Consider the following 25,096-nt stretch of genomic DNA (forward strand, 5'->3'; position numbering starts at 1 on the left):
CTTCCAGAAGGACCTTCTCCGTGACTGACCACACGCTGACCATGCTCCTGCAGGACCTGACGCGCGTGGTGCGCGACATCGACCCCGGACTCCGCAAGGAGCCCACCCCCTGCACCGAGCTGGACGTGGCGTCGCTGGAACGGCACCTCCTCGGCTGGCTGCACCTGTTCGACGTCGCGCTCACCGACCCGGCCGGGGAACGGCGACCGGACCCGGCGGCACACCCCGCGGCGGAGAGCCCCTCGGCCGCGGCCGCGGAGATCGAGAAGCTGACCGCGACGGTACGGACGACGACGGCCGCCGGCGTGCGGACCGCGGAGGTGAACGTGCCCCCGCTCGGCGGCGTGTACCCGGGCGCGGTCGTCCTCGACCTGCTGACCGCCGAGGTGCTGGGGCACGGCTGGGACCTGGCCCGCGCCACCGGCCAGGTCTGGCAGCCCGACCCGGCGGCGTGCGAACGGGCGCTGGCCACCCTCCACGGCATGGTGCGGCCGGAGTACCGCGGCCCCGGGATGCCGTTCGGGCCGGAGGTGCCGGTCGCCGTGGACGCCCCGGCCCTGGACCGGTTCCTCGCCTTCACCGGCCGCGAGCCGCACTGGGCGCCCGGACACTGACGGTCAGGCGGGTACGGCGGCCTCCTCGATCGGCCGCATGGTGCGGATGCCGGGGCTGACCGTCGCGGCCACCGCCGAGGCGGCCACCGCGGCCGCGGACAACAGCAGTGCCGACGGCCCGCCCCACGCGGCCACGACCGCACCGGCCAGCAGCGGTGCGGCCGCGGCGGCCGACATCGCGCCGGTGAGGATGACGCTCACCACCCGTCCCTGCAACCGGTCCGGTGTGATGGCCGCCTGGTAGCCGAACAGGGCGGCGTTGCACGCGGGACCGAGGAAGACGGCCAGCGCGATCGGGACGGCGGCGGCGACGCTGTCGGTGAACAGGGCGCTCGAGGCGACCAGGACCACCGCCGCCCAGCAGATCACCCGGACCAGCACGGCGAGAGGCAACCGGCGCTGCAACGCCGGCGCCGCCCCGGCCCCGGCCAGGCCGCCGACCGCGATGATCGTCTCGACCAGGCCGATGACGGCGGGTTCGGTGCCGTGCCGCTGCAACGTGACGATGATGGCGAAGATGGCCCCGCCCAGCGCGAAGTTCAGGGGCGCCGCGATGACCAGCACCGCGCGCAGGAACGGGTTGGTCAGGACGAAGCGCAGGCCCTCGGCCAGCGCGGCGGCGTGTCCGGCAGGTGGTTCGTCGCGGGCCGCCTGCAGCGGCCGGCGGATCAGCGCGACACCGGCCAGCGAGGCCAGGTAGGTGAGCGCGTTCCCGGCGAACGGCAACGCGTGTCCGAGCCCGAACAGCAGCCCGCCCAGCGGTGGACCGGCGAGGCCGGCGGCGTAGTTGCGTGCCTCGTTGCGGGCCACCGCGGTGGGCAACTGGCCCGGTTCGACGATGCTGCGCAGGGCGGCGTGCTCCACCGTGCTGAAGAACGTCTGCCCGACGCCGTCGACGAGCGCGACGGCCAGGATCACAGGGAGGCCCGCGCGCCCGGTCCAGACGGCGGCGGCGAGACCGGTCAGCGCGATCAGCCGGACCACGTCACAGACGATCATCGCCCGGCGGCGGTTGACCCGGTCGGCGAGAACGCCGGCGGGCAACCGGCAGATCAGCCGTACCACCAGCGCCAGCGTCCCGACCAGCCCGGCCTGCACCGGTGAGCCGGTGAGCACCAGCACCAGCAACGGCATGGCCAAGGTGGAGACCGAGGCGCCCAGGTCGGACAGCGCCTGACTGGTCCACAGCAGATTGAACTCGCGGTTGTGCCACAGGCCGGGCGCGGTCATTCCACGACCCTGCGCGGGTACGCCTGCAGCACGACCACCACGGACTCGGCGCCGTCGGCCGACCGGTCCGTCAGGTCATGCCGCGCGACCACCGCCTCGATCTCGTCGCGCATCGCGGTGAGACGCTCGGGCGTCAGGCGGACCACCATGTCGCCGGCGCCCGCGGCGTCGCGCCAGGCCGGCTCCCACTCGCCCCGGTCGACCTGATCGCGGTAGGTGTCGACAAGGTTGTCCCAGACCCGGCGGGCGGCGTCCGCCAGGGCCCGGACCGCGCCCGCCCCGTCCGGGCCGAGACGGTCGAGGTCCTCGGTCCAGTACGTGCTCCGAGTGGCCGCTCGCCACCAGCGTTCCCGTCCGCGCGGGCCCTTGCCGAGTTCGGGGGCCTCGACGACGAAGCCGTACCGGGCGAGCAACCGCAGGTGGTGGCTGGTCTGCCCGGAGTCGGTGCCGAGCCGCCGGGCGAGCACGGCGGACGTGGCCGGGCCGTCCACCCGCAACGACCCGATGATCCGCATGCGCAGCGGATGCGCCATCGCGCGCAGCGTCTGCACCTCGGTGAGATGGAGGTCGTGCGGTCCGTCCGGCGGTGTCATGGAATGCACAATAGTTAATGCATAAGACCTCTGCAATGGTTGTGACTGGCCGGGGCGGCAATCCATTCGAGCCGCACGTTCCGGGCCGCGCGATCCGGAGCCGCACGACCGAGGCCGGCCGTTGTCATCCGGCTTCACCGGGTCGGCCGGCGGCGGCCCGCGAGGACATGGACGAACAGGATCGCCATGACGCCGACTCCGGCCCACATGGCCTGGCGCCAGCCGTCCACGAAGGACTCCTGGGCGGCCCGGATCAGCGCGGGGGACGCGGCGCCGGCCTGGTCCGCACCGGCCAGGGCGTTGGCGATGCCGTCGCGGGCGGCGTCGGCGCTGCCGGCCGGAACCCCGTCGAGGCGGTCGTCGACGGCGCTGCGGTAGCCGGCGGACAGGACGGCGCCGAGCAGCGCCACGCCGAGGGCGGTGCCGAACTCGCGGGTGACGTCGTTGAGTGCGGACGCCACACCCTGCCGGTCGCGCGGCAACGCGGAGGTGATGGCCTCGGTGGCCGGCGTCATCGTCAGGCCCATGCCCAGCCCCATGGCGAGCATGCCGGGCAGCACCGACCGGTAGCCGCCGTCGACGGAGACGAAGCTGGCCATCAGCGCCAGGCCGGCACCGCCGAGGAGGATCCCGGACGTCATGGTCGCGCGGCCGCCGGCCCGCGCGGCCACCCGGGGAGCGAGGCCGGAGGCGACCATCATCAGCAGCGCCATCGGCATGAGGGCGAGCGTGGAGCGCAGGCCGGACCACCCGAGCACCGCCTGGAAGTAGGGGAAGAGCACCACGAAGATCCCCGCCAGCACGCCGAAGACGGCCAGCAGCGCCACCGACCCGTCGGCCAGGCCGCGCTCCCGGAACAGCCGGACGTCGAGCAGGGGAGCCGGGCGGCGGAGTTCCCACGCCACGAAGGCGGCCGTACCGACGACCCCGGCCAGCAGGCTGACCAGCGTCACCGGGGCGGACCAGCCCCGCACCGGGCCCTCGTGCAGTACGACGATGAAGCCCACCGCGCCGACCACGGACGCCAGCGAACCGACGGTGTCGTACCCGTGCGCCGACTCCTCGCGCGAGTCGGGCACCGACCGCAGCGCCATGACGACGGCCACCGCGACCAGCGCCACCGGCAGCACGAACAGCCACCGCCAGCTGGCCAGGTCGACCAGGACCGCGGACAGGAACATGCCCAGGATGCCGCCACCGCCGGCCACGCCGGTCCAGACGCCGATGGCCCGGGAGCGTTCCTCGTCCGGGAACGTCGAGGTGATCACGGCCAGGGTGACCGGCATGATCATGGCCGCGCCCACGCCACCGACGAGACGGGCCGCGAGCAGGACGCCGGACGACGTGGCGAGACCGGCCGCCGTGCTGGCCGCGGCGAAGACCACCAGGCCGGTGAGCAGCACCGGCCGGCGGCCCCACCGGTCGCCGAGCGCGCCGAGCGGCAGGAGCAGCGCGGCCAGGGTGATGGTGTAGACGTTGATGATCCACAGCACGGTGCTCTGCGAGGCGTCGAACGCGACGGCGATCTCCTGCTGGGCGACGTTCAGCCCGGAGACCGAGGCGATCACCGCCATCAGGGCGACGCACACCGCGACCAGGATCGCGCGCCGGCGGCGCGGGTCCTGGACCGTCGTGCCGGCGGTGCGCACCTGCGAGGGAAAACCGGGGGAGGTCACGTGCGGTTCCTTTCGGATCGGCCATGGGGTACGCGCGCCGGAACCGGCCGTCCCCGCCGCCGACTGTGAACGGGCCCCGGCCGATGCGCAAAGCTTCTTGCCGAATGGAAATATGGGGGGATGGACGAGGAAGTGGAACGCACTCTCGACGCGGTCGGGCACCGGCTGAAGCTCCTGCGGCAGCGTCGCGACATCACGCTCGCCGACCTGGCCGCGGAGACCGGCCTCTCGGCCAGCACGCTGTCCCGGCTCGAGGCGGGCGTGCGCCGGCCCACGCTGGAACAGCTCCTTCCGCTCGCCCGCGCCTACGGCGTCACCCTGGACGAACTCGTCGGCGCCCCGCCGACCGGCGACCCGCGGATCAACCTACGACCCATCGCCTGCGGCGACGGATCGATCATCCTGCCCCTGACCCGGCGGCCCGGAGGCATCCAGGCGTACAAGTTCGTCCTGCCGGCCGGCGCCGGCGACCGCGAGCCGGAGCTGCGCACGCACGAGGGCTACGACTGGGTCTACGTCCTCAACGGCACGCTGCGCCTGGTCCTCGGCGAGCACAACCTGACGCTCGGACCAGGGGAGGCCGCGGAGTTCGACACCCGTACCCCGCACTGGTTCGGCGCCGCCGGTTCCGGTCCCGTGGAGTACCTCAGCCTGATCGGCAAGCAGGGCGAACGCGCCCACGTCCGCGCCGCACCGAAGGGCCGCCCGGCCTGATCCGGCTGCCCGCCCGCCCGCCCGGCCTGGTCCGGCCGGCGGGTCAGCCGGGTCAGCCCGGGTCAGCCCGGGTCGGCCGGGCCGGCCTTCCGGGTCAGGAGGGCGGATTGCCGGCCCAGGTGGGCCAGCTGCCAGCGCAGATCCGGCGCCGGGCCGCAGGGCCGGCCGGGACGGCCGTAGTACCTGGCCAGAACGTCCCGGACGCCGAGGAACAGCCACGCCCGGAACGTCGGCCGCACGAGGTGCCACTCCAGATCGGACAGTGCGCGCACCTCGTCGTAGCCGCGGAGCACGTCGTCCTGGTACCCGCGCCAGGACAACGCGAAGTCGGCCACCTGGAACGTGTGGTGGGTGGCCTCGAAGTCCACCACGCCGGTCAGCCGGCCGTCGTCGTACAGCAGGTTCCAGGGTGTGAAGTCGCCGTGGATGACGCTGCGCGGCGCGGCCGGATCGGCGTGGTCGGCGAACCACTGCGCGGTCGTCTCCCGGACCGACCGCAGCACGGTGCCCTCGTCCGGGCGGACCGCCTCGTGCGCCCGCAGCCATCGGTCCAGTTCCGGGTCGGCCACCACGTCCGCGGGGGAGCGGAACCCGTCCCGCTGATCGGTGATGCCGGTGGCCAGCGCGTCCGCGTGCAGCTCGGCGAGCAACCGTCCGCGGGCCCGCTGCTCGGCGGGCCGGCCCCGGTCGCCCGGCCCGGTCGGGCTGCCGGGCAGCCGGCGGAACAGCACCCAGGTGCCGCCCGCACCGGTCAGCGGCTCCTCGGCCGGTTCCGGGGTGGGCCAGCCCCGGGCGCGCAGCGCGGCGGCGACCCGCAGCGTGTACCGCCAGCCCGGAAACGTCACGGGGTCCAGGTGCTTCACCACGAACGCCGCGTCGCCGCGGGTCGCCGCCCAGGTGCCGCTCGGCCGGTCGCCCAGCACCGGGCCGGGGACGAGCCGCCACCGCGCGCACACGTCCGGGTCGATCACTCGGGGCGTACCTCCGGGGGTGTCGGGGTGAACCGGTAACCGATACCGGGCTCGGTGCGAAGGTAGCGCGGGCTGGCCGGGTCGGGCTCGATCTTGCGGCGCAGGTTCGCGAGATGCACGCGCAGATAGTTCGTCTCGGTGTCGTAGGCGGGTCCCCAGACCTCGTGCAGCAGCTGCCGGTGCGCCACGACCTTGTGCCGGTGGCGGACGAGGATCTCCAGCAGGTGCCATTCGGTCGGGGTCAGCCGGACCGGCTCGCCGGCGGTGGTGCTGAGCCGTTTGGCGGCGAGATCGAGGACGAAGTCGGCGGTGGTGACGATCGCGGTGTCGGCGCCGGCGGCGGGGGCGGCACGGCGCAGGGCGGCCCGGATGCGGGCGAGGAGTTCGTCCATGCCGAAGGGCTTGGTGACGTAGTCGTCGGCGCCGGCGTCCAGCGCGTCGACCTTGGCGAACTCGGTGTCGCGGGCGGACAGCACGATGATCGGGACACGGGTCCAGCCGCGCAGGCCCTCGACCACCGTGACGCCGTCCAGGTCCGGCAGACCGAGGTCGATGATGGCCAGGTCGGGCGGATTGCGGGCGGCGACGGTGAGCGCGGTGGCGCCGTCCGCGGCCGTGCTCACGTCGTATCGCCGCGCGGTGAGGTTGATCCGCAGGGCGCGCAGCAGCGCGGCGTCGTCGTCGACGATCAGGATCCGGGTCACGGTGCACCCGGCCCGGTGGCCGCCAGCGGCAGCGTGATCGTCATGGTCAGTCCGCCGTCCGGGGTCCGGCCGGGGGTCAGCGTGCCGCCCTGGGCCTCGGTGAACCCCTTCGCGATCGCCAGGCCGAGGCCGAGGCCGCCGCGGTGGTGGTCGTCGAGGCGCTGGAACGGTGCGAACGCCCGGTCCTGGTCGTCCTCGGCGAGCCCGGGGCCGTGGTCGATGATGTGCAGCCGCAGGTGGTCCCGGCCGGCGCGGCCGGCCAGCCGCACCGGCCGGCCCGGAGGGCTCGCGGCGCAGGCGTTGGACAGCAGGTTCGCCACCACCCGCTCCAGCAGTCCCGGGTCGGCCAGGGCCCAGGGCAGGTCGTCGGGCACGTCGACCTCGACCGCCGTGCCGCGCGTGTCGGTGGTCAGCACGGCGCGGGCGACGACCGCGTCCAGGGCGGTCGGACCGGGGTGCACCGACAGCACGCCGGCCTGCAGGCGGCTCAGGGACAGCAGGTTGTCCACGACGGTGGTCAGCCGGTCGGTGGACTCCTCGACGGTGGCCAGCAGCTCGGCGCGGTCACCGGGGCTGAAGTCGACGTCGGACTGGCGCAGGCTGGACACGGCGGCCTTGATCCCGGCCAGCGGGGTGCGCAGGTCGTGGCCGACCGCGCCGAGCAGCGCGGCGCGGACCCGGTCGATGTGCGCCAGCTCGGCGGCCCGGGCGGCCTCGCCGGCCAGGCGGTGCGTCTGCCAGGTGCGTCCCGCGGCGGTGGCCAGCCGGGCCAGGGCGCGCCGGTCCTCCGCGAACAGGTGTGGTCCCCAGCCGAGCAGCCGGGATCCGCCGCCCGCCGCGACCGACAGGACCGGATCACCCTGCGGCGGCGGCCCGATCCGTTCGACGGTGCGGCCGTTGTCGGTGAGCGCGACGGTGCTCATCCGGTACGTGGTGCGGACCTGCTGCAGCAGACGGGTCAGCGATGCCTGCTCGATGGGCTGGGCGCTGGCCGTGGCCAGCAGTGCCGCCTCGGCGTCGCGGCGCTCGGCGGTGGCGCGGTGCCGGGCGGCGAGGTCGACGGCGACGCTGAGCGCGACGGCCACCCCGACGTAGACGGCGAGCACGACGACGTCGTCGCCGGTCGCCACCACGAAGCTCCGGTACGGGGGTACGAAGAAGTAATTGACGAGCAGGTCCGCGACCACCGCCGCGGTCACCGCCGGTACCCAGCCGCCCGCCGCGGCTGCCGCCAGCACCGGCACCAGGAACAGCAGCACCAAGCTGGCCAGGGACAGGTGACCGCGGGCCGGTGCCAGCACGGCGGTCGCGGCCACCGGGCCGATGGTCGCCGCCACCAGCCCGGCCGCGGTACGCCGCACTGGGCCGAAGCGCCGGCCGGCCGGCCCGGCCGTGGTCGAGATCCCCATGTCGATCAGGTCTACCCGATCGTGGCTACGGTTGGCGCCGACCGGCCGGAACCGGCTGCGGGTCGCCGGGCGGCCGGTGGCTGGACGCCAGCTGCCACGGCACGCTGACCACCATGACCCGGCGCTGGAACAGCAGGCGCGCCTTGAGCCGCAGGGCGCTCTGGTTGTGCAGCAGTTGCTCCCACCAGCGGCCCACCACGTACTCGGGGATGTAGACCACCACCAGGGCGCCGGGGTCCTCGGCGCGGAGCCGCGCGACGTGGTCCAGCACCGGACCGGTGATCTCCCGGTACGGCGACTCCAGGACCGTCAGCGGCACCGGCAGGCCCCGGTCCTCCCAGTGCTGCCGCAGGCGTACCGCCTCCTCGCGGTTGATCTCCACGGTCAGTGCGGTCAGCGTGTCCGGCCGGGTGGCCCGGGCGTACGCCAGCGCCTGCAGCGTGGGCCGGTGCACCCGGGACACGAGCACCACCGCGTGCACCCGGGCCGGCATCACCACTCCGCCCGGCTCGGGTTCCAGCTCGGCGCCGAACCGGTCGTAGTGGCCACGGACCGCCCGCATCAGCACGAACAACGCCGGCACCGCGATCACCACCAGGTAGGCGCCGTGGGTGAACTTCGTGACCAGCACGATCACCAGCACCAGTCCGGTGAGCGCGCAGCCCAGCGCGTTGATCGCCCGGGAACGGTGCAGCTGTCGCCGTACCCTCGGGTCCTTCTCGCCCGCCAGGGCCCGGTTCCAGTGCCGCACCATGCCGGCCTGGCTGAGCGTGAAGGACGTGAAGACGCCGAGGATGTAGAGCTGGATCAGCCTGGTCACCGACCCGTCGAACGCCCAGATCAGGCCGGCGGCGACCACCGCCAGCACGATGATGCCGTTCGAGAACGCCAGCCGGTCGCCGCGGGTGTGCAGCTGGCGCGGCAGGTACCGGTCCTGCGCCAGAATCGAGGCCAGCAGCGGGAAACCGTTGAACGCGGTGTTCGCCGCCAGGATCAGGATCAGCGCGGTCAGGGCCTGGATCGCGAAGAATCCGGCGCTGCCGTCGCCGAACACCGCCGCGGCCACCTGCGCGATCACGGTGCGCTGCGGGTCGGCCGCGCAGTCACCGGGGAAACCGATCAGGTCGCAGGTGTGCTCGGCGACCCGCACCCGGGTGATCAGGGCCAGGGCGGTGATCCCGGCGAACAGGGTGATCGCGGTGGCGCCCATCGCCAGCATCGTGCGCGCGGCGTTGGCGGCCTTCGGCGGCCGGAACGCCGGAACGCCGTTGGAGATGGCCTCCACGCCGGTCAGTGCGGTGCAGCCGGACGCGAACGCCCGCAAGGTCAGCAACGCCAGCGCCAGCCCGGTCAGCCCGACCTGCTCGGGGCGCACCTGCCACCCCGCCGACTCGGCGACCGGGGCGTCACCGGCCACCGCCCGGCCCAATCCGACCGCCACCATCACCAGGACCCCGGAGATGAAGAGGTACGTCGGCCAGGCGAACGTGGTGCCCGATTCGCGAACGCCGCGCAGGTTCATCGCGGTCAGCACCGCCACGAACGCCACGTTGATCAGCACCCGGTGCGGTTGCCACGACGGCACCGCGGAGATGATGTTGTCGACACCGGCGGCCACCGACACCGCCACCGTCATCACGTAGTCCACCATCAGCGCCGCGGCGACCACCAGACCGGCCGGCCGGCCCAGATTGCGCGACGCCACCTCGTAGGAGCCGCCGCCACTCGGATACGCCCGGACCACCTGCCGGTAGGAGGCCACCACCACCGCCAGCAGTACCACCACGGCCAGGGCCACCCACGGCGCCAGGTACAGGTACGCCAGCCCGCCCAGCGTCAGCACCAGCAGGATCTCCTGGGTGGCATAGGCCACCGAGGACAACGGGTCGGAGGCGAAGACCGGCAGCGCCAGCCGTTTCGGCAACAACGTCTCGCCCAGGCGGTCACTACGCAGCGGGCGCCCCACCAGGAGGCGTTTCACGGAGGTCGGCACCCGCCCAGTGAAGGCCGCGGCGGCGCCGGTGCCGGAGATCTTGACGCGTTCTTGACGCCCGGCCACCAGATCTTGACGGGACCTTGCCGGCCCGGCGGGATGCCACCTGCGGACGCGCGGTCAGGCGTACTGCCGGACCAGGCCGGCCAGGATGTCGCGGGTGCGGTGCAGACAGCTGATCTGATCCTCGACCCTGGCCAGTTCACCGCGCAGCCGCTCGGCGAGCCAGGGCGTGCGGATCGCCTCCTCGGTGATGCACGGCAGCACGTCGTGGATGGTGCTGCTGGACAGGCCGGCGGCCAGCAGGGACTGGATCAGTCGCACCCGCTCGACCGCGGACGGCGGGTAGCGCCGCTGCCCGCCGGTGGTGCGCTCGCTCACCAGCAGGCCCTGTTGTTCGTAGTAGCGCAGCGATCGCGCGCTCGCCCCGGTCGCCGCGACCAGGTCGCCGATCCGCATGGGGTCTCCTTCGTCACAGGGCTTGAACCTGACATATGTGTCAAGTTCTAGCGTGGGGTCATGACCGAGACAAGCACTCTGCTGAGCCCGCTGCTCCGGCCCACCACCCTGGCCGGGGTGCCGTTGACGAGCCGGTTCGTGATGGCCGCGATGACGCGTTCGCGGTCGCCGGGTGGGGTGCCGACGCCGGAGGTGGCGGCCTACTACCGGCGCCGGGCCGAGAACGGCATCGGTCTGATTGTCACCGAGGGCGTGCTCGTCGGCCACCCGAGCGCGGGCCACGAGACGGCCGTGCCCCGGATGACCGCGGGCCCGGCGGAGCGGGGATGGCGGCGGGTGACCGGCGAGGTGCACGCCGCGGACGGCCGGATTGCCGCGCAGCTCTGGCATGTCGGCAGCGCTCGCGAGGCGGTGGACGGCATCGCCGCCTGGACCCCGTCGGGCGTTCCCCGGGGCACCCACGCGATGACGCTCGCGGACATCGACGTCCTGCTCGCCGCGTACGCCGACGCCGCGCGGGTGGCGGTGCGCGCGGGCTTCGACGCGGTGGAGATCCACGCCGCGCACGGCTATCTGCTCGACGAGTTCCTCTGGCCGCACACCAACCGCCGCACCGACCGGTACGGCGGCTCCCCGGCCGCCCGGGCCGCCTTCCCGGCGGAGGTGGTCCGGGCGGTCCGGGCCGCGATTCCCGCGGGGATGCCGATCATCGTGCGGTTCTCGCAGTTCAAGGAGCGCGACTACGCCGCCCGGATCGCCGAGTCACCCGCCGAGCTGGCGGTGCTCCTCGGCGCCCTGGCGGAGGCGGGTGCCGACGCGCTGCACGCCTCCCAGCGGCACTTCGCCGATCCGGCGTTCCCGGGCTCGCCGCGCAACCTGGCCGGCTGGGCGCGCCACCTCACCGGCCTGCCCGCCATCACGGTCGGCTCGGTCGGACTGACCCGCGACTTCCTCGGGTCGCCGATGCTGCGCACCCTGGTCGAGCGTCTCGACGCCGGAGACTTCGACCTGGTCGCGCTGGGGCGTGTCCTGCTCGGCAATCCGGCCTGGGTGAGGCTGGCCGCGGCGGGCCGTCTCGACGAGATCCGCGACTACCGCAAGTCCGACGAGGACACCTACTTCTAGGCGGCTGTTCCGGCCCGCCGGACCGCTACACGACGTTGGTCAGCCGCATCAGGCGGACGACGGCGCCCAGGCGGAGGCGGGACGGAAACGCGACGTACTCCGGTGCGCTGCTCACCGGCTTCCACTTGCGTTTCCAGGCGACCGCACCCGCGACCGGATAGAGCGACTCTCCGTACCGGGCCAGCAGGCGCATCGCCCGGGTGCCCAGGCCGCTGGTCGGGATCCCGGGGGCGACATGGCCGTCGTCGAGGTCGGCGAAGGGGGTGAAGCCCAGGTGGAGATGCGCGACCCCTTCGTCCTGCAACCGCTTCATGACCGACCAGACCTGCAGGTTGCCCACGTCCGGGGAGCCGGGTATCAGGCGGTTCAGATCGTAGAGCCAGCCCGGCTGGGTACCGAAGGCCGGCGCGCACTGCGAGTAGCCGATGGTCCGGCCGTCGATCTGCACGACGAACAGGCGACGCTGATCGGCCAGCGGACCGCCGCGGCTGCCGACCAGGAACCGCAGGGCCTTCGCGGACTTGCCGTTCGCGCCGAGCCATTGTGCATCGACCGCGTCGAGCTGAGCGTGCAGCTCCGGGGTGACCGGGAGGTCCACGCCGGCCTCGAGGACCTGCGCGCCGGCCCGCTCTCCCCGCCGTACCCCCTGGCGGGTCTTGCGCATGGCGGCACCGTCCAGGGTGGCGTTCGCCAGGTCCACGACGTAGGTGGTGCCGACCTGATTCAGCACGAAACCGCGCTCGGCGAACATGGTCAGCGACCGCCGGGGCACCTGGATCGCGACGACGGTGCGGCGGGCCCGCCGGGAGTCGGCGAGGAACCGGTCGAGGATCCGCGGTTCCTGGGTGGTCTCGCCGACCGGTCCGGAGAACACGAAGCGGTAGCGGCCGGCGCTCCGGTAGGCCACGAACCCGTCGTGCTCGTCGTCGAGGAAGAACTCGTTGCCCTCCTCCAGCGCGAGAAAGCCGGACGGGTGGTCGCCGTGGCGACGCAGCGTGTCGAGCAGCCGGGCGCGGTGCGCGGCCGGCGACGTCGGTGTCAGGGTCATCTGATCCCGGCCATTCCCCGGTTCGGCGCGGCGTCGTCGGTGGGACCCCGGTCGGCGGGGATGACCGGACGGCGCGACGGGCGGCGGCCGGGCCACCAGTTCCCCCGGCCCATGAGCACCATCAGGGCCGGCAGCAGCGTGCTCCTGATGACCATCGCGTCGACCAGCACCGCGATGGCCAGGCCGGCGCCGAACATCTTGATCAGCGAGACCGACGACGTGGCCACGCCGAGGAACACGATGGCCATCAGCGCCGCGGCGGTGGTGATGACGCCGGCGGACCGTTGCAGGCCGCGTGCCACGGCCTCGCGGGTGTCGAAGCCGTTGTCGTACTCCTCCTTGACCCGGGAGATGACGAACACCTCATAGTCGATGGACAGACCGAAGGCCACGCAGAACATCAGGATCGGGGTGGTCGCCTCGAGCACGCCGGTGGGGGTGAAGCCCAGCAGGCCGGCCAGGTGACCGTCCTGGAAGACCCACACCATCAGGCCGAAGACCGCGGTCAGGCTCAGCGTGTTGAGGATGATCGCCTTCACCGGAACCAGGAACGACCGGAAGGCCCAGAAGAGGATGGCGAAGTTGACCAGGACGACCACCACGATCGCGGGCACCAGGCGGCTGGCGATGGCGGACTTGGCGTCGACCACGCTCGCCGAGTCGCCGCCGACCAGGACCTCGAACGGCGCGTCCAGGGCGCGGATGTCCTGCACCACCCGTTCGCCGTCGCTGCCCAGCGGTTCGACGTCGAGGGCGACCGACAACCAGGTGCCGGTCTCGTCGGCGAATCGCTGCGACAGCGCGTTCGGCGGGAAGGCACGCCTGCCGTCGACGAACGACCCGGTCAACGCGTCGACCCGGGCGACGTTCGGGATGGCCGAGAGCCGTACCGCGTAGTCGGTGACGGCCGTCCGTGCGGCGGCCGGTTCCCCGGTGTCCGGGACCACCACCGCGATGGGCTGGGCCTCCTTGGTGGCGAAGAGGTCCCGGACGGTGTCGTTGAACGCCCGCGCCCGGTTGTCCTCCGGCAGTGCCCGGTCGTCGACCGCGCCGGGTACCAGGCCCAGGAACGGCAGCAGCAGGGCGAGCAGGAAGCCGGTGACCGCGACCAGGACCATGCCGGGACGGCGCATGACCCGGTGCGAGAACCGATACCACCGGCCGCCGTCCGGTTCGCCGACGGCGACCTTCCGGACGGCGAAGCGATTGATCCTCGGACCGAGCACGGAGAGCAGCGCGGGTACCACGAGGAGGGCGCCCAGCGCCGCTCCGGTGACGACGGTGATCCCGGCGAGACCGAAGGACCGCAGGAACATGTGCGGGAAGATCAGCAGGGCGGCCATGCTGCCGATCAGGGTGGCGGCGCTCACCGCGATCGTCTCGCCGGCCGTCTTCATGGTGCGGATCAGCGCGGCTTCGGTGCTCGCCTGGCGGGGGAGTTCCTCACGGAACCGTCGGACGAGGAAGAGGCTGTAGTCGATCGCGAGTCCGAACCCCAGCGCCGTGGTGAGGTTGAGCGCGAAGATGTGGATGTCGGTGATCTGGGTCAGCGTCTTCAGTGAGACGTACGCGGCGAGCACCGCGACGATGCCGACGACCAGCGGCACCCCGGCGGCGACGACCGCGCCGAAGGCGACGACGAGCGCCAGCAGGGTGAGCGGGATGACCACCATCTCGGCCAGGCGGAGATCGCGGTCGATGGTCTCGGTCAACTCGTGGGACACGATCAGCGGACCGCCCACCCGGACCCGGAACGCCCCGTCGGCGCGTTCGAGTTCCTCCGCCAGCGTGACCGCGCGTGTGATCGCCGCGCCCTGCTCGCCGGTGACCCGGGCGATGATCAGCGCCTGCCGGCCGTCGGTGGAGACCAGTGCGGGTGCCGGCGTCGTCCAGTAGGAGTAGACGTCCACCAGGTCCGCCTCGCCGGCCAGGCGCTGGGTGAGGGCGAGACCGGCACGGGCCACCGCCGGGTCGGAGACCGCGGCGCTGTCGCTGCCGGCCATCACGACCAGATTGGGCGGCTGGATGCCGAACTGCTCGGTGGCCTGTTCCAGCGCCTCGGCCGACTCGCCGATCGCCGGGACGGACGTGCCGCCGCGCAGGTGCTCGGCGACGTCGCCGCCGAACGCACCGCCCGCGATCACGAAGCCCGCCGCCAGGATCAGGATCAGGATCCGGAACTTCACTACGGCCTTGGTTATGCGGCCCATCTCTCTACCTTTCGAAGTCTGTTCTGCGGACCTGGTCGGCGGGGGTCTCGTCGCCCGGCAGGCTCTGGAAACGGCCGCGGAAGAAGGTCAGTGGCGAGCCGGGCCGGCTCGCGCCCAGCCCGGCCACCCGGGCGACGAGGAGGTGGTGATCACCGACCGTGATGTCGTCGGTGATCGTGGCCTCGACCCAGGCGAGCGTCCGGTCCAGCAACGGCAGTCCGAGCACCGGTGACGGCCTCCAGTCCAGCCCGGTGAACCGGTTGACTCCCGGTGTGCCGAACCGGCGCGCCAACGGCTCGGCGGTTCGGTCCAGGATGTTGAAGCAGGCCACGCCCTCCGCCCGGAGCCGCGCGCCGGACGACGAGTCGCCGGCGACGGCCACGCCGACCAGCGGGGGATCGAGCGACAGCGGACAGAACGTCTGGCAGGTCAGGCCCGTGGGCCCGCGGGTGGTCACGATGACCACGCCGGTGGTGAAGGTCCCGAAGACCGCCTTGAGCGCACCTGTCTCGAACGTCTCCGGTGCCCAGGTCCGTGTCATCAGCCGGCGGCCCGCAGAGTCCGGAGCACGATCGAGGGGGCGAGCAGCGAGGCCGACGAACGCTCCAGGTTGATGACCCGGCCGAACGCGTGGACCAGCTTCTCGTCGTGATGCATGCCGCGCTGCAGGCGGGCCAGGTAGCGGTTCGCCAGGTCGGTTCCGAACGGCTTGCGACCCTCCGTCGCGGGGAAGCGGAAGTCGCCGCCGACGGCGACGCTCCACGGGATGTCGATGGACCGGGCGGCCCGCTTGAAGAAGCGCTGTGCGGTCCGGTCCAGTCCGCTGTGGAGCAGGGTGTCGCGCAGGTCGTGCGCCTGCATCGCGGCCGACGACATGCCCTGTCCGTAGGCCGGGTTGTAGCTGGTGATGGCGTCGCCCATGACGACCAGCCGGTCCGGGAAGCGGGACATCCGCTCGTAGCGGCGGCGGAGACCGGCCGGGAACCGGTGCGTGACGATGTCGGAGATGGGCTCCAGGTCCTGGATCGCCTCGAAGATGTCCGGGGCGGCGAGCGATTTGGCGTACGCGAGGAAGCCGTCGGGGTCGGACGGCGGCAGGTCCCCGGACCAGCCGGTCAGCGTCACCATCCACCGGTCGCCCTCGACCGGCACGATCATCGCCGCGCGGGTGTCCGGCGCGGTGGGCTGGACGCCGAGCGAAGCGCGTTCCCAGTCGATGGCGGTCCGGCGGTAGATGCGGGTCGCGTAACCGATGTTGACCTTGACCTCGTCGGAGGGCACCTGGCCGTAACCCGCCTTCGCCAGCCACGAGGCCACCGCCGAACCGCGACCGCGGGCGTCCACCACGAAGTCGGCGTCGATCCGGGTGGTGCGGCCGGTCTCCGGATCGTCCACCTCGACCGCGACCACCCGGTCGGCGGACGGCGCGGTGATCAGGTCCTGCACGGCGCGGCCGGGCGTGATCGTGACGTTGCCGATCGCGCCGACCCGGCGGCGCAGGCACCATTCGAACATCGGCCGGGTCGCCCAGAGCATCCGATAGTCCGTGGTGGTCTTCCGCGTGTAGCCGCCGCCGATGTGCCACACCAGTCCGCGCCCGGGGTCGAACTCGACACCTCCGGCGGCCAGCACGTCGTCGGTGAAGCCCGGGAAGAGCCGCTCGAAGCACTTGCGGCCGGCCTCCTGCAGGAAGTGGATGTGCCGGCCCTGCGGAACGGCCCGGCGCGGCACCGGCAGTTCCGGGATGTCGTCGCGGTCGAACACGTCCACCCGGGTGAAGAACTCGGCGAGCACCCGGGCCGCCAGAAGGCCGGCGATACTCCCTCCGACCACGACGGCACGCCCGCCGAGCTTGGAATCCATCATCGTTCACGTCCCCACAAACTAATTAGATATTGGACGATGAAATGAGGGGTGTTTTGCGTTCGTGAACGAACGCAGAAACCGTGAAACGTAGTACCGAAAAGTACGGGGCGAGCTCGTACATTACTCTAGGCGGGGTGCGCGGCCTTTTGGGGCTCGAGTCCACCGTATGTGTGTCTGCGACCCACTCAAGAATGCCCGGATATCGATAGTGGTGTGCCCTGCGCCGCCGAAGTCTCCGATATAGAAAATTGTCGAAGGAGTACGTGAAGAAAGTGATCAATCAGCATTGTCCCGCGGGTCGGCTCGCTCGGCCGGGTGCTCGTCGATGACCTTTCTCAGCGAGGCGGACCACGCCCTCGACACCTTGCTGCCCGGGCTGTCCGACCGGTTGCGTGACTACCCGATGACCACCCTGGAACGTCCGGGCGGCCCCGGCGTCAAGCTTTTCCGGGAGGCCGGCGGCTGCGGCCTGGTGATCCCCGCCGCGCTGGGCGGGGTGGGGGCCGACATCCGGTCGGCGATGCGGGTGCAACGGGCGCTGGGCGCGATCTCGCCGTCGCTGGCGATCGCCACCACCATGCACCACTTCTCGGTCGCCACGTTGGTGGCCATGTCCGAGACCGCGGACAGCCGCGAGGGTTTCCTGCTCACCGCGATCGCCGAACAGCGCCAGTTGCTGGCGTCGGGATTCGCCGAGGGCCGAGCCGGCCAGGGCGTGCTCGCCCCGACGATGCGGGCCCGCCGGCTGGGCGACGGGTACGTGCTCAGCGGCAGCAAGAAGCCGTGCAGCCTGGCGCACTCGATGGACCTGCTCACCGCGTCGGTGTGCCTCACCGGGGACGAGGGCGGTGACCAGGTGGGCGTGGCGATCGTGCCCGCCGGCGCGCCGGGGGTGAGCGTCGAACCCTTCTGGAACTCGGACGTGCTCGCCGGTGCGGAGAGCGACGCGGTCCTGCTCGACGACGTGTTCATCGAGGCCGAACTGGTGGTCGCGCTGCCCGGCGGGGCCGCCGACCGCATCCAGGCGACCGGCCTGGTGTGGTTCCAGCTGCTGATGTCCGCCGGGTACCTCGGTGCGGCGAGCGCGCTCGCCCGCCGCCTGCTCGACCGGGGGCCACGGGACCGCGGCGTCGAGGCGATCATCGACCTGGAGGCCGCGTACGCCGGGCTCGAATCGATCGGAATCCGGCTGATGCAGGGCGAGCCGGCGAACGAACTTCTCACCAAGGCGCTCATGTGCCGTTACGCGAGCCAGGATGCCATCAACCGAAGTGTCTCCGGTATCGTGGAGCAACTCGGCGGAATGGCATTCATCCGCGATCCCTCGGTCGGCTATCTGAGTGCGGTCACCCGTGCACTGGGCTTTCATCCACCGAGTCGTGCCGCGACCCTTTCATCGATCGGTGCCGCATTGACCGGAAAGGAACTGGAAATTTCGTGAATTCGCCATCGGGAACAATCGTGACGGGTGGCAGCGGAATGCTGGGCTCCGCCGTGGTGGAGCGCCTGCGCCCGCGCGGCCTGATCTGTCTGACCCGACGGCAGCCGGTCCCCGCCGTGCCGAACGTCGTCGTCGACCTCGCCGACGACCGCCTCGGCCTCGACCGTGCGGCCTACGACCGTCTGGTCGCCGAGACCGCCGTGATCGTCCATTGTGCCGCCCGCACCGGCTTCCGCGTCGGCCGGGAGACGATGATGTCCACCAACCGCGACGGCACCGGAAATCTGCTGAAGCTGGCCGAACGCGGCGGCGCCCGGTTCGTCCACGTCAGCAGCGCCTTCGTCGCGCGGCGGCGCTACGCACCGGCCGAACCGCCGGCGGGACAGCCGAGCCCGTGGCACTACCTCGACTCCAAACAGGCGGCCGAGGATCTCGTCGGCGCCAGCGCGGTGCCGAGCGTCATCGTCCGGCCGTCGGTGGTCATCGGTGACAGCGCCACCGGACAGATCACCACCCAGCAGGGCTTCCACACGATGTTGGAGTCGTTCTGCAAGGGGCTGCTGCCCATCGTGCCGTTCGAGGCGGAGTCCACGGTCGACTTCGTGCCCCAGGACATCGCCGCCGGGGCGATCGCCGACATCGTCGCCGATCCGGCCGTCACCGGCGAGCGCTGGCTGACGTCGGGGTCGCACGCGGTGACCGCCGAGGCGATCAGCGTGGCGTGCTGCGCCGTCATGGCCGAAGCGGGCCGTGAGCCACGCAGGCCGCGTTTCGCCCCGCCCGACATGGTCGACCGGCTCATCCTGCCGACGTTCGCCCCGGTCCTACCGCCCCGGTTGCTGCGCATGTTCCTCGGCCTGGTGGCCATGGGACGGCTCTTCGGACCGGATCGTGAGCCGTTCCCGACCTCGCTGCCGCCGCTGGTCGCCGGTGTCCCGCTCGGGCAGGTGATGCGGCAGGCGCTGGAGGCCAACATCCGATACTCCAGCGACCTGCCGGCGCACGTCCGCGACGAGGCGGCCTGACATGGTCACGTCGCAGAAGGCGCGGATCCTGCGCCAGTACCGTGACCATCTGGGAGCCGGGCGAGCGAGCCTCGCGCAGCTGATCGGCGGACGGATCGAGGTCCGCTCCGAAGGCGGCATCGTCGTCACCGACGACGGCAGCCGGCTCCTCGACTGCGGTGGTTACGGCGTCTTCCTGCTCGGGCACCGCCACCCCACGGTGGTCGCGGCGGTGGCGGAGCAGCTCGGCCGGCATCCGATGTCGTCCCGGATCCTGATCGAGCCGACCCTGGCCACGGCGGCCGCCGACCTGGCCCGGGTCAGCCCGGCACCGCTGCAGTACGTCTACTTCGTGAACTCCGGGGCCGAGGCCACCGAGACCGCGCTGAAGCTGGCCCGCCTGCACGGCCGGAAGACGGTGATCTGCGCGGAGGGCGGATTCCACGGCAAGACCCTCGGCGCGCTCAGCGTGACACCGAGGGCGCAGTTCCAGGAGCCGTTCCAGCCACTGCTCTCCGGCATCACCGTGGTGCCGTACGGCGACCTCGAGGCGATGGCCGCGGCGCTGGCCGCCGCACCGGATTCGGCGGTGGTGCTGGAGCCGATCCAGGGGGAGGGCGGGGTCAACATCCCGCCGGCGGGTTACCTGCGCGCGGTGCGGCAGTTGTGCGACCGGCACGGCGCGCTGCTGATCATCGACGAGATCCAGACCGGGCTCGGGCGGACCGGGCGGTGGTGGGCACACGAGCGGGACGGGATCACCCCGGACATCATGCTCGTCGGCAAGGGGCTGTCCGGTGGCGTGGTGCCGGTCGGCGCCGTGGTGGCGACGCCGGCCGCGTTCGCCCCGCTCGGCCGGGATCCGTTCGTGCACACGTCCACGTTCGGTGGGTCGCCGCTGGCGATGGCGGCGGTGTCGGCGACCGTCGCCGTGCTGGAGACCGAGGATCTGATCGCGCGCTCGGCCGCGGTCGGGGCCATCATTGTGGAGCAGTTCCGGGAGATCGTGGCCAGGTCCGGCGGCAACCTGATCAGCGAGGTTCGCGGGAGCGGGCTGCTCATCGGCATCGAGTGCCGGACGCCGCACGCGGCCGTCGAACTCTTCCTGGCGATGCTGGAGCAGAACGTCCTGGTGAACCACTCGCTCAACTCCCACACCGTCGTCCGGCTGACTCCGCCCGCGATCCTGGACGATGCGCAACTGGACTGGCTCTCCGCGGCTTTCGACAAGGCGGTCCAGCAACTGTGCTCGCTCGAGATCGCCGGGCAACACCTGAGGGAAGGGAACGAATGATGCACCCTGTTCGTGTCGAGAAGTGGGTGTCCGGCGTGTCCGCCGAGGCAATGTTCGAGCGGATCGTGGACTTCGCCTCGTACCCGAAGTATTCGGACGTCATCCGCAGCATCCGGATCGAGGAGGCGCCGGGGGGACGACTGCTCTCGCACTGGAGCGTCCGGTTCCGCAACGGTACGGCGGAATGGTCGGAGGTGGACGCCATCGACCGGGCCGCCCACGAGACCCACTTCGAGCAGACGGCGGGCGACTTCGCGCACTTCAGCGGCTACTGGCGGGCGATACCCGGCGGCACGGGCACGACCGTGCTGTTCGAGGCGAAGTTCGACATGGGCATGCCGTCGCTCGCCGAGCTGGTCAACCCGGTGGCCGAGCGTGCGCTGCGCGACAACATCGCGCTGCTCATCGACGGTTTCGCCGCAGCGGAGGGTGCGGTGGCGACGGAGCCGGCCGAGGCCCTCGCCGCGTCCTGCGGAGCGCCACCGGCGTGAGCCGCCGGCGGCCGGGCGCCGGTGGACCGGGTCGCCCCGGCCTACTGCTCCATCGGCGCCTCGGCCGCGGACACCGGCGGGCCCACCCGCACCGCGTAGGCGACGAGCCCGGCCAGGGCGAACGTCGCGGCCGTGACGGCGGCGACCCGGTTGTCCGGTTCCTGGACCATCCAGAGTGCCGCCTGCCGCCATTCCGGCCCGCCCGGCGCGGCCACGAAGCATCCGACCGCGGCCCAGCTGAGCGGCAGCTGCCAGGCGTTGCCGGCCCCGGCCAGCGCGGTGCCCAGCGCGGTGAGCCCGATCAGCCCGGCCGCGTTGCGCAGCAGCACCTCGGCCGGTCCGAAGTCGGCGCCCACGATCCGGGCGGCGGCCAGCATCCCGACCACGATCGCGGCGCAGACCACCAGGTGCGCGATCCGGCGCGGCGGCCAGGGCAGGGCAGCGGTCTTCTCCAACGCCGGGTCGGTCCCGGACAGCGTCGGCGCGAGCGGAGCCGCGGCGAGCGCGACGGTGAGGACCGCCAGTCCGGTGCCCACCGGACCGTCCTCGGCCAGGACCGACCAGGCGGTGGCCACCACGGCGACGGCGCCGGCGGACGCGGCCAGGGCGGCCGGCACCCGCCGGGACCGCAGATAGAGCGGCAGCCAGCGGCTCACGACGCCGCCTCGCCGGTCAGGATCGGCATCAGCTCGCGCTCACACCGCGCGGCCGCGTCGCGTACCGCGGTCACCCGCCGCAGTTGCTCGCGCTCGGGCAGGGCCCGCAGTGCCCGCACCCCGTCCCGGACCGCGGCCTCGGTGCGGGACGCGAACATGTCGCCGAAGACCGGATCCCACATCCGTACCGTTTCGGTGCCCAGCAGCCAGGCCCCGACGACGCTCATCGCCTTGTCGTCGATGTTCGCGCCGCAGCCGTTCCACCACATGCCGCCGCCCATCGCGATGCTGTCCGCCACGTCCGGGTCCTGACCCGTGTCCGGGTCCGGGTTCAGCGCGAAGTGCACCGTGCCCGGCTCCGGCGCCTTCCGCTGCCACTGTTCGCTGTCGTGGACGCCGGGGGTGTCCAGCCGTACTTCCACCGCGCGGGTCGGCGCGTTCGGCAGCTTGGCGATCGCGGCCAGCGCGCGTCGGGCCTCCGTGGTGACGTGCGGCAGGAGGTGCTCGTGGACGGCGGCGACGCACACCTGTGGGGTCCCGTCCGCGCAGACCAGGCGGTGCGCCGCCGGGTCGATCTGCCACCGGCCGGCCGGACCGGGCGCGGTGATCAGCAGCAGGCCGGCCACGCCCGCGGCCAGCGCCGCGCCGGCTCCCGCCCGCCGCGGCCACGACCGGCCCGCCGCCAGCAGCACCCCGGCCAGCAGCAGGCCGGCCGCCAGCGCGAGACGGCCCAGCAGCGCCGGAGTGGACACGGTCTCCCACGGCGCGTCCGGCGGATAGATGATCATGAGGGAGAGATTCTGCAACCGGTTCGGGTCGACGGAGACCGCCTGCGCGCCGAACTGCAGCACCAGGACCCCGGCGGCCAGCGCCGGGGGAAGCAGTGCCGAGGACCACCGGCGGCCGGCCGCGACCCCGGTCCAGGCCGCGCCGATCAGGATCAGCACGTCGATCAGCGGCGCGGCGAAGCCGCGAAGACCCAGGTAGCTGCCCGGGACCGCGATCAGGATCGCGCCGACGGCGAGGACGAGCAGGTGGGCCACCGCGACACCGATGCCCAGCGCGCTCATCGCCGGCAGGGTCCGCTGCCACCCGGGCCGGCCGGTGCTGTTCATCAGGTCCTCGGTGTGGGCCCGCCGGTCCCGGCGGCCGAGGGCCGCACCGCCGGCCAGGGCCAGCGGCACCAGGATGAACATGGTGGTGGTCTGTGCGTAGCCGAAGCGCAGCCACTGCCCCCGCCAGAAGCCGTACATGGTGGCGAGGACGAGGCCGCCGATGACGATCAGCAGCAGGGCGACCGTGGTGGCGTTGGAGCGGCGCAGCTCGATGCGGATCGGCCGGATCATCGCCCGCTCCGGTGCTGCATGAGCAGGTGGGAGTAGCCGCGCTCGGCCGGGCTGTCGCCGATGCCGTGGGTCTCGCCGAAGCGGGTCAGGTCGGCCGGAAGGCCCTGGAAGACCCGGGTGCCGTGGTTCATGATCACGACGTCGGCGCAGGCCGCCACCACGTCCTCGACCAGGTGGGTGGAGACCAGGACGCAGCTGTCCGCGCCGAGTTCCCGGATCAGTTCGCGGAACCGCACCCGCTGTTCTGGGTCCAGGCCGACGGTCGGCTCGTCGAGCAGCAGCAGCTCCGGCTCGTTCACGATCGCCTGGGCGATGCCCACGCGGCGCAGCATGCCACCGGACAGCGACTTGAGCCGGGCGTCGGCGCGGTCCGCGAGTTGTACCCGCTCGATGGCGCGCTGGGCCGCGGCCGGTACCGCCGCGGACGGCATCTCGCGCAACCAGGCCATGTACTCGACGCAGTCGCGGACGGTGAACCGGGGGTAGTAACCGAACTGCTGCGGCAGGTAGCCGAGCCGGCTGCGCAGGTCGCGCAGCTCTCGTCCGCGGGTGGCGTCCGTGCCGAGCAGCCGCAGCAGGCCGCCGTGCGGCTTGACGACCGTGCCGAGCGCGCGCATCAGGGTGGTCTTGCCCGCGCCGTTCGGGCCGAGCAGCCCGTGCACCCCGGTGCCGAGGGTGAGGTCGAGCCCGTTGACGGCCAGGTGTTTCCCGGCCTTCACGGTGAGGTTCACCGCCTCGACGGTCCAGGCGTGCCGCGTCGGCGCCACCTCGTGGGCGCTCACTGCGCGTACCATCTCGTCTCCTTCGCGGCCGTCCGGCGGACGGCCTGGTTGGGGGTCGCCTCAGCGCCAGTTGGCGGGGCTCCGCAGGTCATCGGCGCGCAGCAGGGTCAGCAGGGCCAGGATCACCGCGGCCGCCGCCCAGCCGGGCATGGTCTCGGCCCGCATCAGCGCCTCGGCCGGTGCGGCGGTGAGCGTGGGCCCCGGCCCGCCCGCGAACGACACCGCGGCGACGGCGGTCAGCCAGCCGCCGCCCAGGACGGCGGCCGCCACCGGCACCCCGATGCGGCTGCCCAGCAGCAGCGTCGCCGCGGTGAACGTCAGGCAGGGCAGCAGCCAGAGCGCGGGATTGCGGTCCAGGGCCAGTCCGGCAAGGATCAGCAGCGGCAGCACCGTCGCGAGGATGACCAGCGTGCGGCGCAGCATCAGGTCGAGGCCGGCCCGGGCGGTGCCGGCGAGCATCTCCCAGGACGGGTTGGCGCGCCGGGACCAGGCCACCGCGAGGCCGGCCAGCGGTGCCACCGGCGCCAGCAGCAGCACCAGGGACGGCCGGTCCGGGAAGGTCCGGTCGAGCTGGAACGCGGCGACGACGGCGCTGCCGGTGATGGCGATCCAGGCCAGCATCGACCAGTCCGTCCAGCGTTGGAGGAACCGCCGGACCCGGCGCCGGGGCACCGGTCGCGGGCCGGTCCGCGCCTGCTGGAGGATCGCCTCCCGGGCGTCGCCGAGCAGCTCCCGCAGCGGCGGTCCGGTCAGCCCGCCGAGCTGCCCGCGGCACTCGGCGCAGCCCTCCAGGTGCACCTCGACCGTCCAGCTCGCGGCGTTGTCGGGGCCGAGGTCGCCGGCGGCGTACGCCGCCAGGGCCGCGGCCGGTAGGTGAGCGGTCATGCGAGCGCCTCCCGTAGCGCATTGCGGGCGCGCCGCGCCCGGCTCTTCACCGTGCCCTCCGGCACCCCCAGCAGGACCGAGGTCTCGCGCACCGTGAGCCCGTCCAGGACCATCGCGGCCAGCACCGCCCGCAGTTCCGGGGCCAGCCGGTCCAGCGCCGCGCCGAGTTCCGAACCGATCACCAGGGCGAGGGCCTCGTCCTCGGCCGCCGGCACGCTGTGCACCGGCAGCACCTCGGTCGGCACCTCCAGGCGGCGGGCGCGCTTGCGCATGGCGTCCACCAGGCGCCGCGCGGCGATGGTCCAGATCCACCCGGCGGCACTGCCGCCCGGAGCGTCCGCACCGCCGGACTGCCGGATCCCGGCGAACGAACCGGCCGCCCGCCACACCGTGAGGTACGTGTCCTGCAGGACCTCCGAGACGATCGCGTCGTCCGAGCACCGGCGGCGCAGTCGCAGCGCGAGCCACGGGGAGGTGCGCCGGTACAGCTCGTCGAACGCGTCCAGGTCGGCCCGCGCGACGCGCCGCAGCAGCCGCTCCTCGTCGTGCCCGCTTTCTCCCACGTGCAGTTGGACGACCGCGGCA

The 25,096-nt window shown here is 72.8% G+C and carries 24 protein-coding genes; 7 read left to right on the top strand and 17 right to left on the bottom strand.

What is annotated here, in order from left to right; genetic code table 11:
• The first annotated feature begins 20 nt into the window (after nucleotides 1-20).
• The gene (locus LDL48_RS04570; RefSeq protein WP_225253709.1) at nucleotides 21-614 is read left to right on the top strand and encodes a TIGR03086 family metal-binding protein; all 594 of its coding nucleotides are present in this window, start codon (nucleotides 21-23) and stop codon (nucleotides 612-614) included.
• Nucleotides 615-617: 3 nt separating this feature from the next.
• On the opposite strand, the gene LDL48_RS04575 is transcribed toward LDL48_RS04570, so the two are convergent.
• The 3 genes from LDL48_RS04575 to LDL48_RS04585 form a co-directional block, all read right to left on the bottom strand.
• Complete coding sequence (locus tag LDL48_RS04575; protein WP_225253710.1) at nucleotides 618-1,844, bottom strand: MFS transporter; 1,227 nt, start codon at nucleotides 1,842-1,844, stop codon at nucleotides 618-620.
• Nucleotides 1,841-2,437 (bottom strand): winged helix-turn-helix domain-containing protein, encoded by a 597-nt coding sequence (locus LDL48_RS04580; RefSeq protein ID WP_225253711.1) that lies wholly within the window; start codon nucleotides 2,435-2,437, stop codon nucleotides 1,841-1,843. The genes LDL48_RS04575 and LDL48_RS04580 overlap by 4 nt, the downstream gene beginning before the upstream one ends.
• 134 nt (nucleotides 2,438-2,571) lie before the next feature.
• Nucleotides 2,572-4,113, bottom strand: coding sequence for an MFS transporter (locus tag LDL48_RS04585; RefSeq protein ID WP_225253712.1), 1,542 nt, complete (start codon nucleotides 4,111-4,113; stop codon nucleotides 2,572-2,574).
• A 120-nt stretch (nucleotides 4,114-4,233) separates the two neighbouring features.
• On the opposite strand from LDL48_RS04585, the gene LDL48_RS04590 reads away from it, so the two are divergent.
• The gene (locus LDL48_RS04590; protein WP_225253713.1) at nucleotides 4,234-4,827 is read left to right on the top strand and encodes a helix-turn-helix domain-containing protein; all 594 of its coding nucleotides are present in this window, start codon (nucleotides 4,234-4,236) and stop codon (nucleotides 4,825-4,827) included.
• 62 nt (nucleotides 4,828-4,889) lie between these two features.
• Here the strand turns inward: LDL48_RS04590 and LDL48_RS04595 are convergent, their stop codons facing one another.
• The 5 genes from LDL48_RS04595 to LDL48_RS04615 form a co-directional block, all read right to left on the bottom strand.
• Complete coding sequence (locus tag LDL48_RS04595; protein ID WP_225253714.1) at nucleotides 4,890-5,798, bottom strand: phosphotransferase enzyme family protein; 909 nt, start codon at nucleotides 5,796-5,798, stop codon at nucleotides 4,890-4,892.
• The gene (locus LDL48_RS04600) at nucleotides 5,795-6,502 is read right to left on the bottom strand and encodes a response regulator (RefSeq protein ID WP_225253715.1); all 708 of its coding nucleotides are present in this window, start codon (nucleotides 6,500-6,502) and stop codon (nucleotides 5,795-5,797) included. The genes LDL48_RS04595 and LDL48_RS04600 overlap by 4 nt, the downstream gene beginning before the upstream one ends.
• Nucleotides 6,499-7,911, bottom strand: a complete 1,413-nt coding sequence (locus LDL48_RS04605; RefSeq protein ID WP_225253716.1) for a sensor histidine kinase — start codon at nucleotides 7,909-7,911, stop codon at nucleotides 6,499-6,501. The genes LDL48_RS04600 and LDL48_RS04605 overlap by 4 nt, the downstream gene beginning before the upstream one ends.
• A gap of 25 nt (nucleotides 7,912-7,936) precedes the next feature.
• Nucleotides 7,937-9,904 carry an APC family permease gene (locus LDL48_RS04610; RefSeq protein WP_225253717.1) on the bottom strand — a complete coding sequence of 656 codons (1,968 nt, stop codon included), beginning with the start codon at nucleotides 9,902-9,904 and terminating at the stop codon, nucleotides 7,937-7,939.
• Nucleotides 9,905-10,024: 120 nt separating this feature from the next.
• A complete protein-coding gene (locus tag LDL48_RS04615) occupies nucleotides 10,025-10,363 on the bottom strand; it encodes a MerR family transcriptional regulator (RefSeq protein ID WP_225253718.1) in 339 nt (112 codons plus the stop codon).
• A 60-nt stretch (nucleotides 10,364-10,423) separates the two neighbouring features.
• Here LDL48_RS04615 and LDL48_RS04620 point away from each other — a divergent pair, with 60 nt between their 5' ends.
• Nucleotides 10,424-11,488, top strand: a complete 1,065-nt coding sequence (locus LDL48_RS04620; RefSeq protein WP_225253719.1) for an oxidoreductase — start codon at nucleotides 10,424-10,426, stop codon at nucleotides 11,486-11,488.
• 25 nt (nucleotides 11,489-11,513) lie between these two features.
• Here the strand turns inward: LDL48_RS04620 and LDL48_RS04625 are convergent, their stop codons facing one another.
• From LDL48_RS04625 to LDL48_RS04640, 4 genes are read right to left on the bottom strand one after another with little or no spacing between them, the layout of a single operon-like run.
• On the bottom strand, nucleotides 11,514-12,536 hold the full coding sequence (locus LDL48_RS04625) for a phosphatidylglycerol lysyltransferase domain-containing protein (RefSeq protein WP_225253720.1): 1,023 nt from the start codon (nucleotides 12,534-12,536) through the stop codon (nucleotides 11,514-11,516).
• Nucleotides 12,533-14,746, bottom strand: coding sequence for an MMPL family transporter (locus LDL48_RS04630; RefSeq protein ID WP_225253721.1), 2,214 nt, complete (start codon nucleotides 14,744-14,746; stop codon nucleotides 12,533-12,535). Before LDL48_RS04630 ends, LDL48_RS04625 begins: the two co-directional genes overlap by 4 nt.
• Nucleotides 14,747-14,750: 4 nt before the next feature.
• On the bottom strand, nucleotides 14,751-15,287 hold the full coding sequence (locus LDL48_RS04635) for a flavin reductase family protein (RefSeq protein WP_225253722.1): 537 nt from the start codon (nucleotides 15,285-15,287) through the stop codon (nucleotides 14,751-14,753).
• On the bottom strand, nucleotides 15,287-16,612 hold the full coding sequence (locus LDL48_RS04640) for an FAD-dependent oxidoreductase (RefSeq protein ID WP_225253723.1): 1,326 nt from the start codon (nucleotides 16,610-16,612) through the stop codon (nucleotides 15,287-15,289). Before LDL48_RS04640 ends, LDL48_RS04635 begins: the two co-directional genes overlap by 1 nt.
• Before the next feature lie 325 nt (nucleotides 16,613-16,937).
• Between LDL48_RS04640 and LDL48_RS04645 the strand changes: the two genes are divergently transcribed.
• Genes LDL48_RS04645 through LDL48_RS04660 form a run of 4 tightly spaced genes read left to right on the top strand, consistent with a single transcriptional unit; the run spans nucleotide 16,938 to nucleotide 20,842 of the window.
• Nucleotides 16,938-18,053 carry an acyl-CoA dehydrogenase family protein gene (locus tag LDL48_RS04645; protein WP_225253724.1) on the top strand — a complete coding sequence of 372 codons (1,116 nt, stop codon included), beginning with the start codon at nucleotides 16,938-16,940 and terminating at the stop codon, nucleotides 18,051-18,053.
• A gap of 20 nt (nucleotides 18,054-18,073) precedes the next feature.
• Nucleotides 18,074-19,078, top strand: coding sequence for an SDR family oxidoreductase (locus LDL48_RS04650; protein WP_225253725.1), 1,005 nt, complete (start codon nucleotides 18,074-18,076; stop codon nucleotides 19,076-19,078).
• A 1-nt stretch (nucleotide 19,079) separates the two neighbouring features.
• Nucleotides 19,080-20,351, top strand: a complete 1,272-nt coding sequence (locus LDL48_RS04655; protein WP_225253726.1) for an aspartate aminotransferase family protein — start codon at nucleotides 19,080-19,082, stop codon at nucleotides 20,349-20,351.
• A complete protein-coding gene (locus LDL48_RS04660; protein ID WP_225253727.1) occupies nucleotides 20,351-20,842 on the top strand; it encodes a type II toxin-antitoxin system RatA family toxin in 492 nt (163 codons plus the stop codon). The genes LDL48_RS04655 and LDL48_RS04660 overlap by 1 nt, the downstream gene beginning before the upstream one ends.
• A 41-nt stretch (nucleotides 20,843-20,883) precedes the next feature.
• Here the strand turns inward: LDL48_RS04660 and LDL48_RS04665 are convergent, their stop codons facing one another.
• Genes LDL48_RS04665 through LDL48_RS04685 form a run of 5 tightly spaced genes read right to left on the bottom strand, consistent with a single transcriptional unit; the run spans nucleotide 20,884 to nucleotide 25,074 of the window.
• The gene (locus LDL48_RS04665; RefSeq protein ID WP_225253728.1) at nucleotides 20,884-21,498 is read right to left on the bottom strand and encodes a hypothetical protein; all 615 of its coding nucleotides are present in this window, start codon (nucleotides 21,496-21,498) and stop codon (nucleotides 20,884-20,886) included.
• A complete protein-coding gene (locus LDL48_RS04670; protein WP_225253729.1) occupies nucleotides 21,495-22,844 on the bottom strand; it encodes a hypothetical protein in 1,350 nt (449 codons plus the stop codon). The genes LDL48_RS04665 and LDL48_RS04670 overlap by 4 nt, the downstream gene beginning before the upstream one ends.
• The gene (locus tag LDL48_RS04675) at nucleotides 22,841-23,638 is read right to left on the bottom strand and encodes an ABC transporter ATP-binding protein (protein ID WP_225253730.1); all 798 of its coding nucleotides are present in this window, start codon (nucleotides 23,636-23,638) and stop codon (nucleotides 22,841-22,843) included. Before LDL48_RS04675 ends, LDL48_RS04670 begins: the two co-directional genes overlap by 4 nt.
• A gap of 48 nt (nucleotides 23,639-23,686) precedes the next feature.
• Entirely contained in the window at nucleotides 23,687-24,511 is an 825-nt protein-coding gene (locus tag LDL48_RS04680) for a zf-HC2 domain-containing protein (RefSeq protein ID WP_225253731.1), read from the bottom strand.
• Entirely contained in the window at nucleotides 24,508-25,074 is a 567-nt protein-coding gene (locus LDL48_RS04685) for an RNA polymerase sigma factor (protein WP_225253732.1), read from the bottom strand. The genes LDL48_RS04680 and LDL48_RS04685 overlap by 4 nt, the downstream gene beginning before the upstream one ends.
• Nucleotides 25,075-25,096: the final 22 nt, after the last annotated feature.

This window comes from Jidongwangia harbinensis (assembly GCF_020216025.1).
GTDB classification, from domain to species: domain Bacteria; phylum Actinomycetota; class Actinomycetes; order Mycobacteriales; family Micromonosporaceae; genus Actinoplanes; species Actinoplanes harbinensis.

Bases quoted from the DNA above. Each gene is read 5' to 3' on its own strand.
- LDL48_RS04575 (WP_225253710.1), bottom strand. From the start codon at position 1,844: ATGACCGCGCCCGGCCTGTGGCACAACCGCGAGTTCAATCTGCTGTGG.
- LDL48_RS04580 (WP_225253711.1), bottom strand. From the start codon at position 2,437: ATGACACCGCCGGACGGACCGCACGACCTCCATCTCACCGAGGTGCAG.
- LDL48_RS04590 (WP_225253713.1), top strand. From the start codon at position 4,234: ATGGACGAGGAAGTGGAACGCACTCTCGACGCGGTCGGGCACCGGCTG.
- LDL48_RS04605 (WP_225253716.1), bottom strand. From the start codon at position 7,911: ATGGGGATCTCGACCACGGCCGGGCCGGCCGGCCGGCGCTTCGGCCCA.
- LDL48_RS04615 (WP_225253718.1), bottom strand. From the start codon at position 10,363: ATGCGGATCGGCGACCTGGTCGCGGCGACCGGGGCGAGCGCGCGATCG.
- LDL48_RS04620 (WP_225253719.1), top strand. From the start codon at position 10,424: ATGACCGAGACAAGCACTCTGCTGAGCCCGCTGCTCCGGCCCACCACC.
- LDL48_RS04625 (WP_225253720.1), bottom strand. From the start codon at position 12,536: ATGACCCTGACACCGACGTCGCCGGCCGCGCACCGCGCCCGGCTGCTC.
- LDL48_RS04630 (WP_225253721.1), bottom strand. From the start codon at position 14,746: ATGGGCCGCATAACCAAGGCCGTAGTGAAGTTCCGGATCCTGATCCTG.
- LDL48_RS04635 (WP_225253722.1), bottom strand. From the start codon at position 15,287: ATGACACGGACCTGGGCACCGGAGACGTTCGAGACAGGTGCGCTCAAG.
- LDL48_RS04640 (WP_225253723.1), bottom strand. From the start codon at position 16,612: ATGATGGATTCCAAGCTCGGCGGGCGTGCCGTCGTGGTCGGAGGGAGT.
- LDL48_RS04645 (WP_225253724.1), top strand. From the start codon at position 16,938: ATGACCTTTCTCAGCGAGGCGGACCACGCCCTCGACACCTTGCTGCCC.
- LDL48_RS04655 (WP_225253726.1), top strand. From the start codon at position 19,080: ATGGTCACGTCGCAGAAGGCGCGGATCCTGCGCCAGTACCGTGACCAT.
- LDL48_RS04660 (WP_225253727.1), top strand. From the start codon at position 20,351: ATGCACCCTGTTCGTGTCGAGAAGTGGGTGTCCGGCGTGTCCGCCGAG.
- LDL48_RS04670 (WP_225253729.1), bottom strand. From the start codon at position 22,844: ATGATCCGGCCGATCCGCATCGAGCTGCGCCGCTCCAACGCCACCACG.
- LDL48_RS04675 (WP_225253730.1), bottom strand. From the start codon at position 23,638: ATGGTACGCGCAGTGAGCGCCCACGAGGTGGCGCCGACGCGGCACGCC.
- LDL48_RS04680 (WP_225253731.1), bottom strand. From the start codon at position 24,511: ATGACCGCTCACCTACCGGCCGCGGCCCTGGCGGCGTACGCCGCCGGC.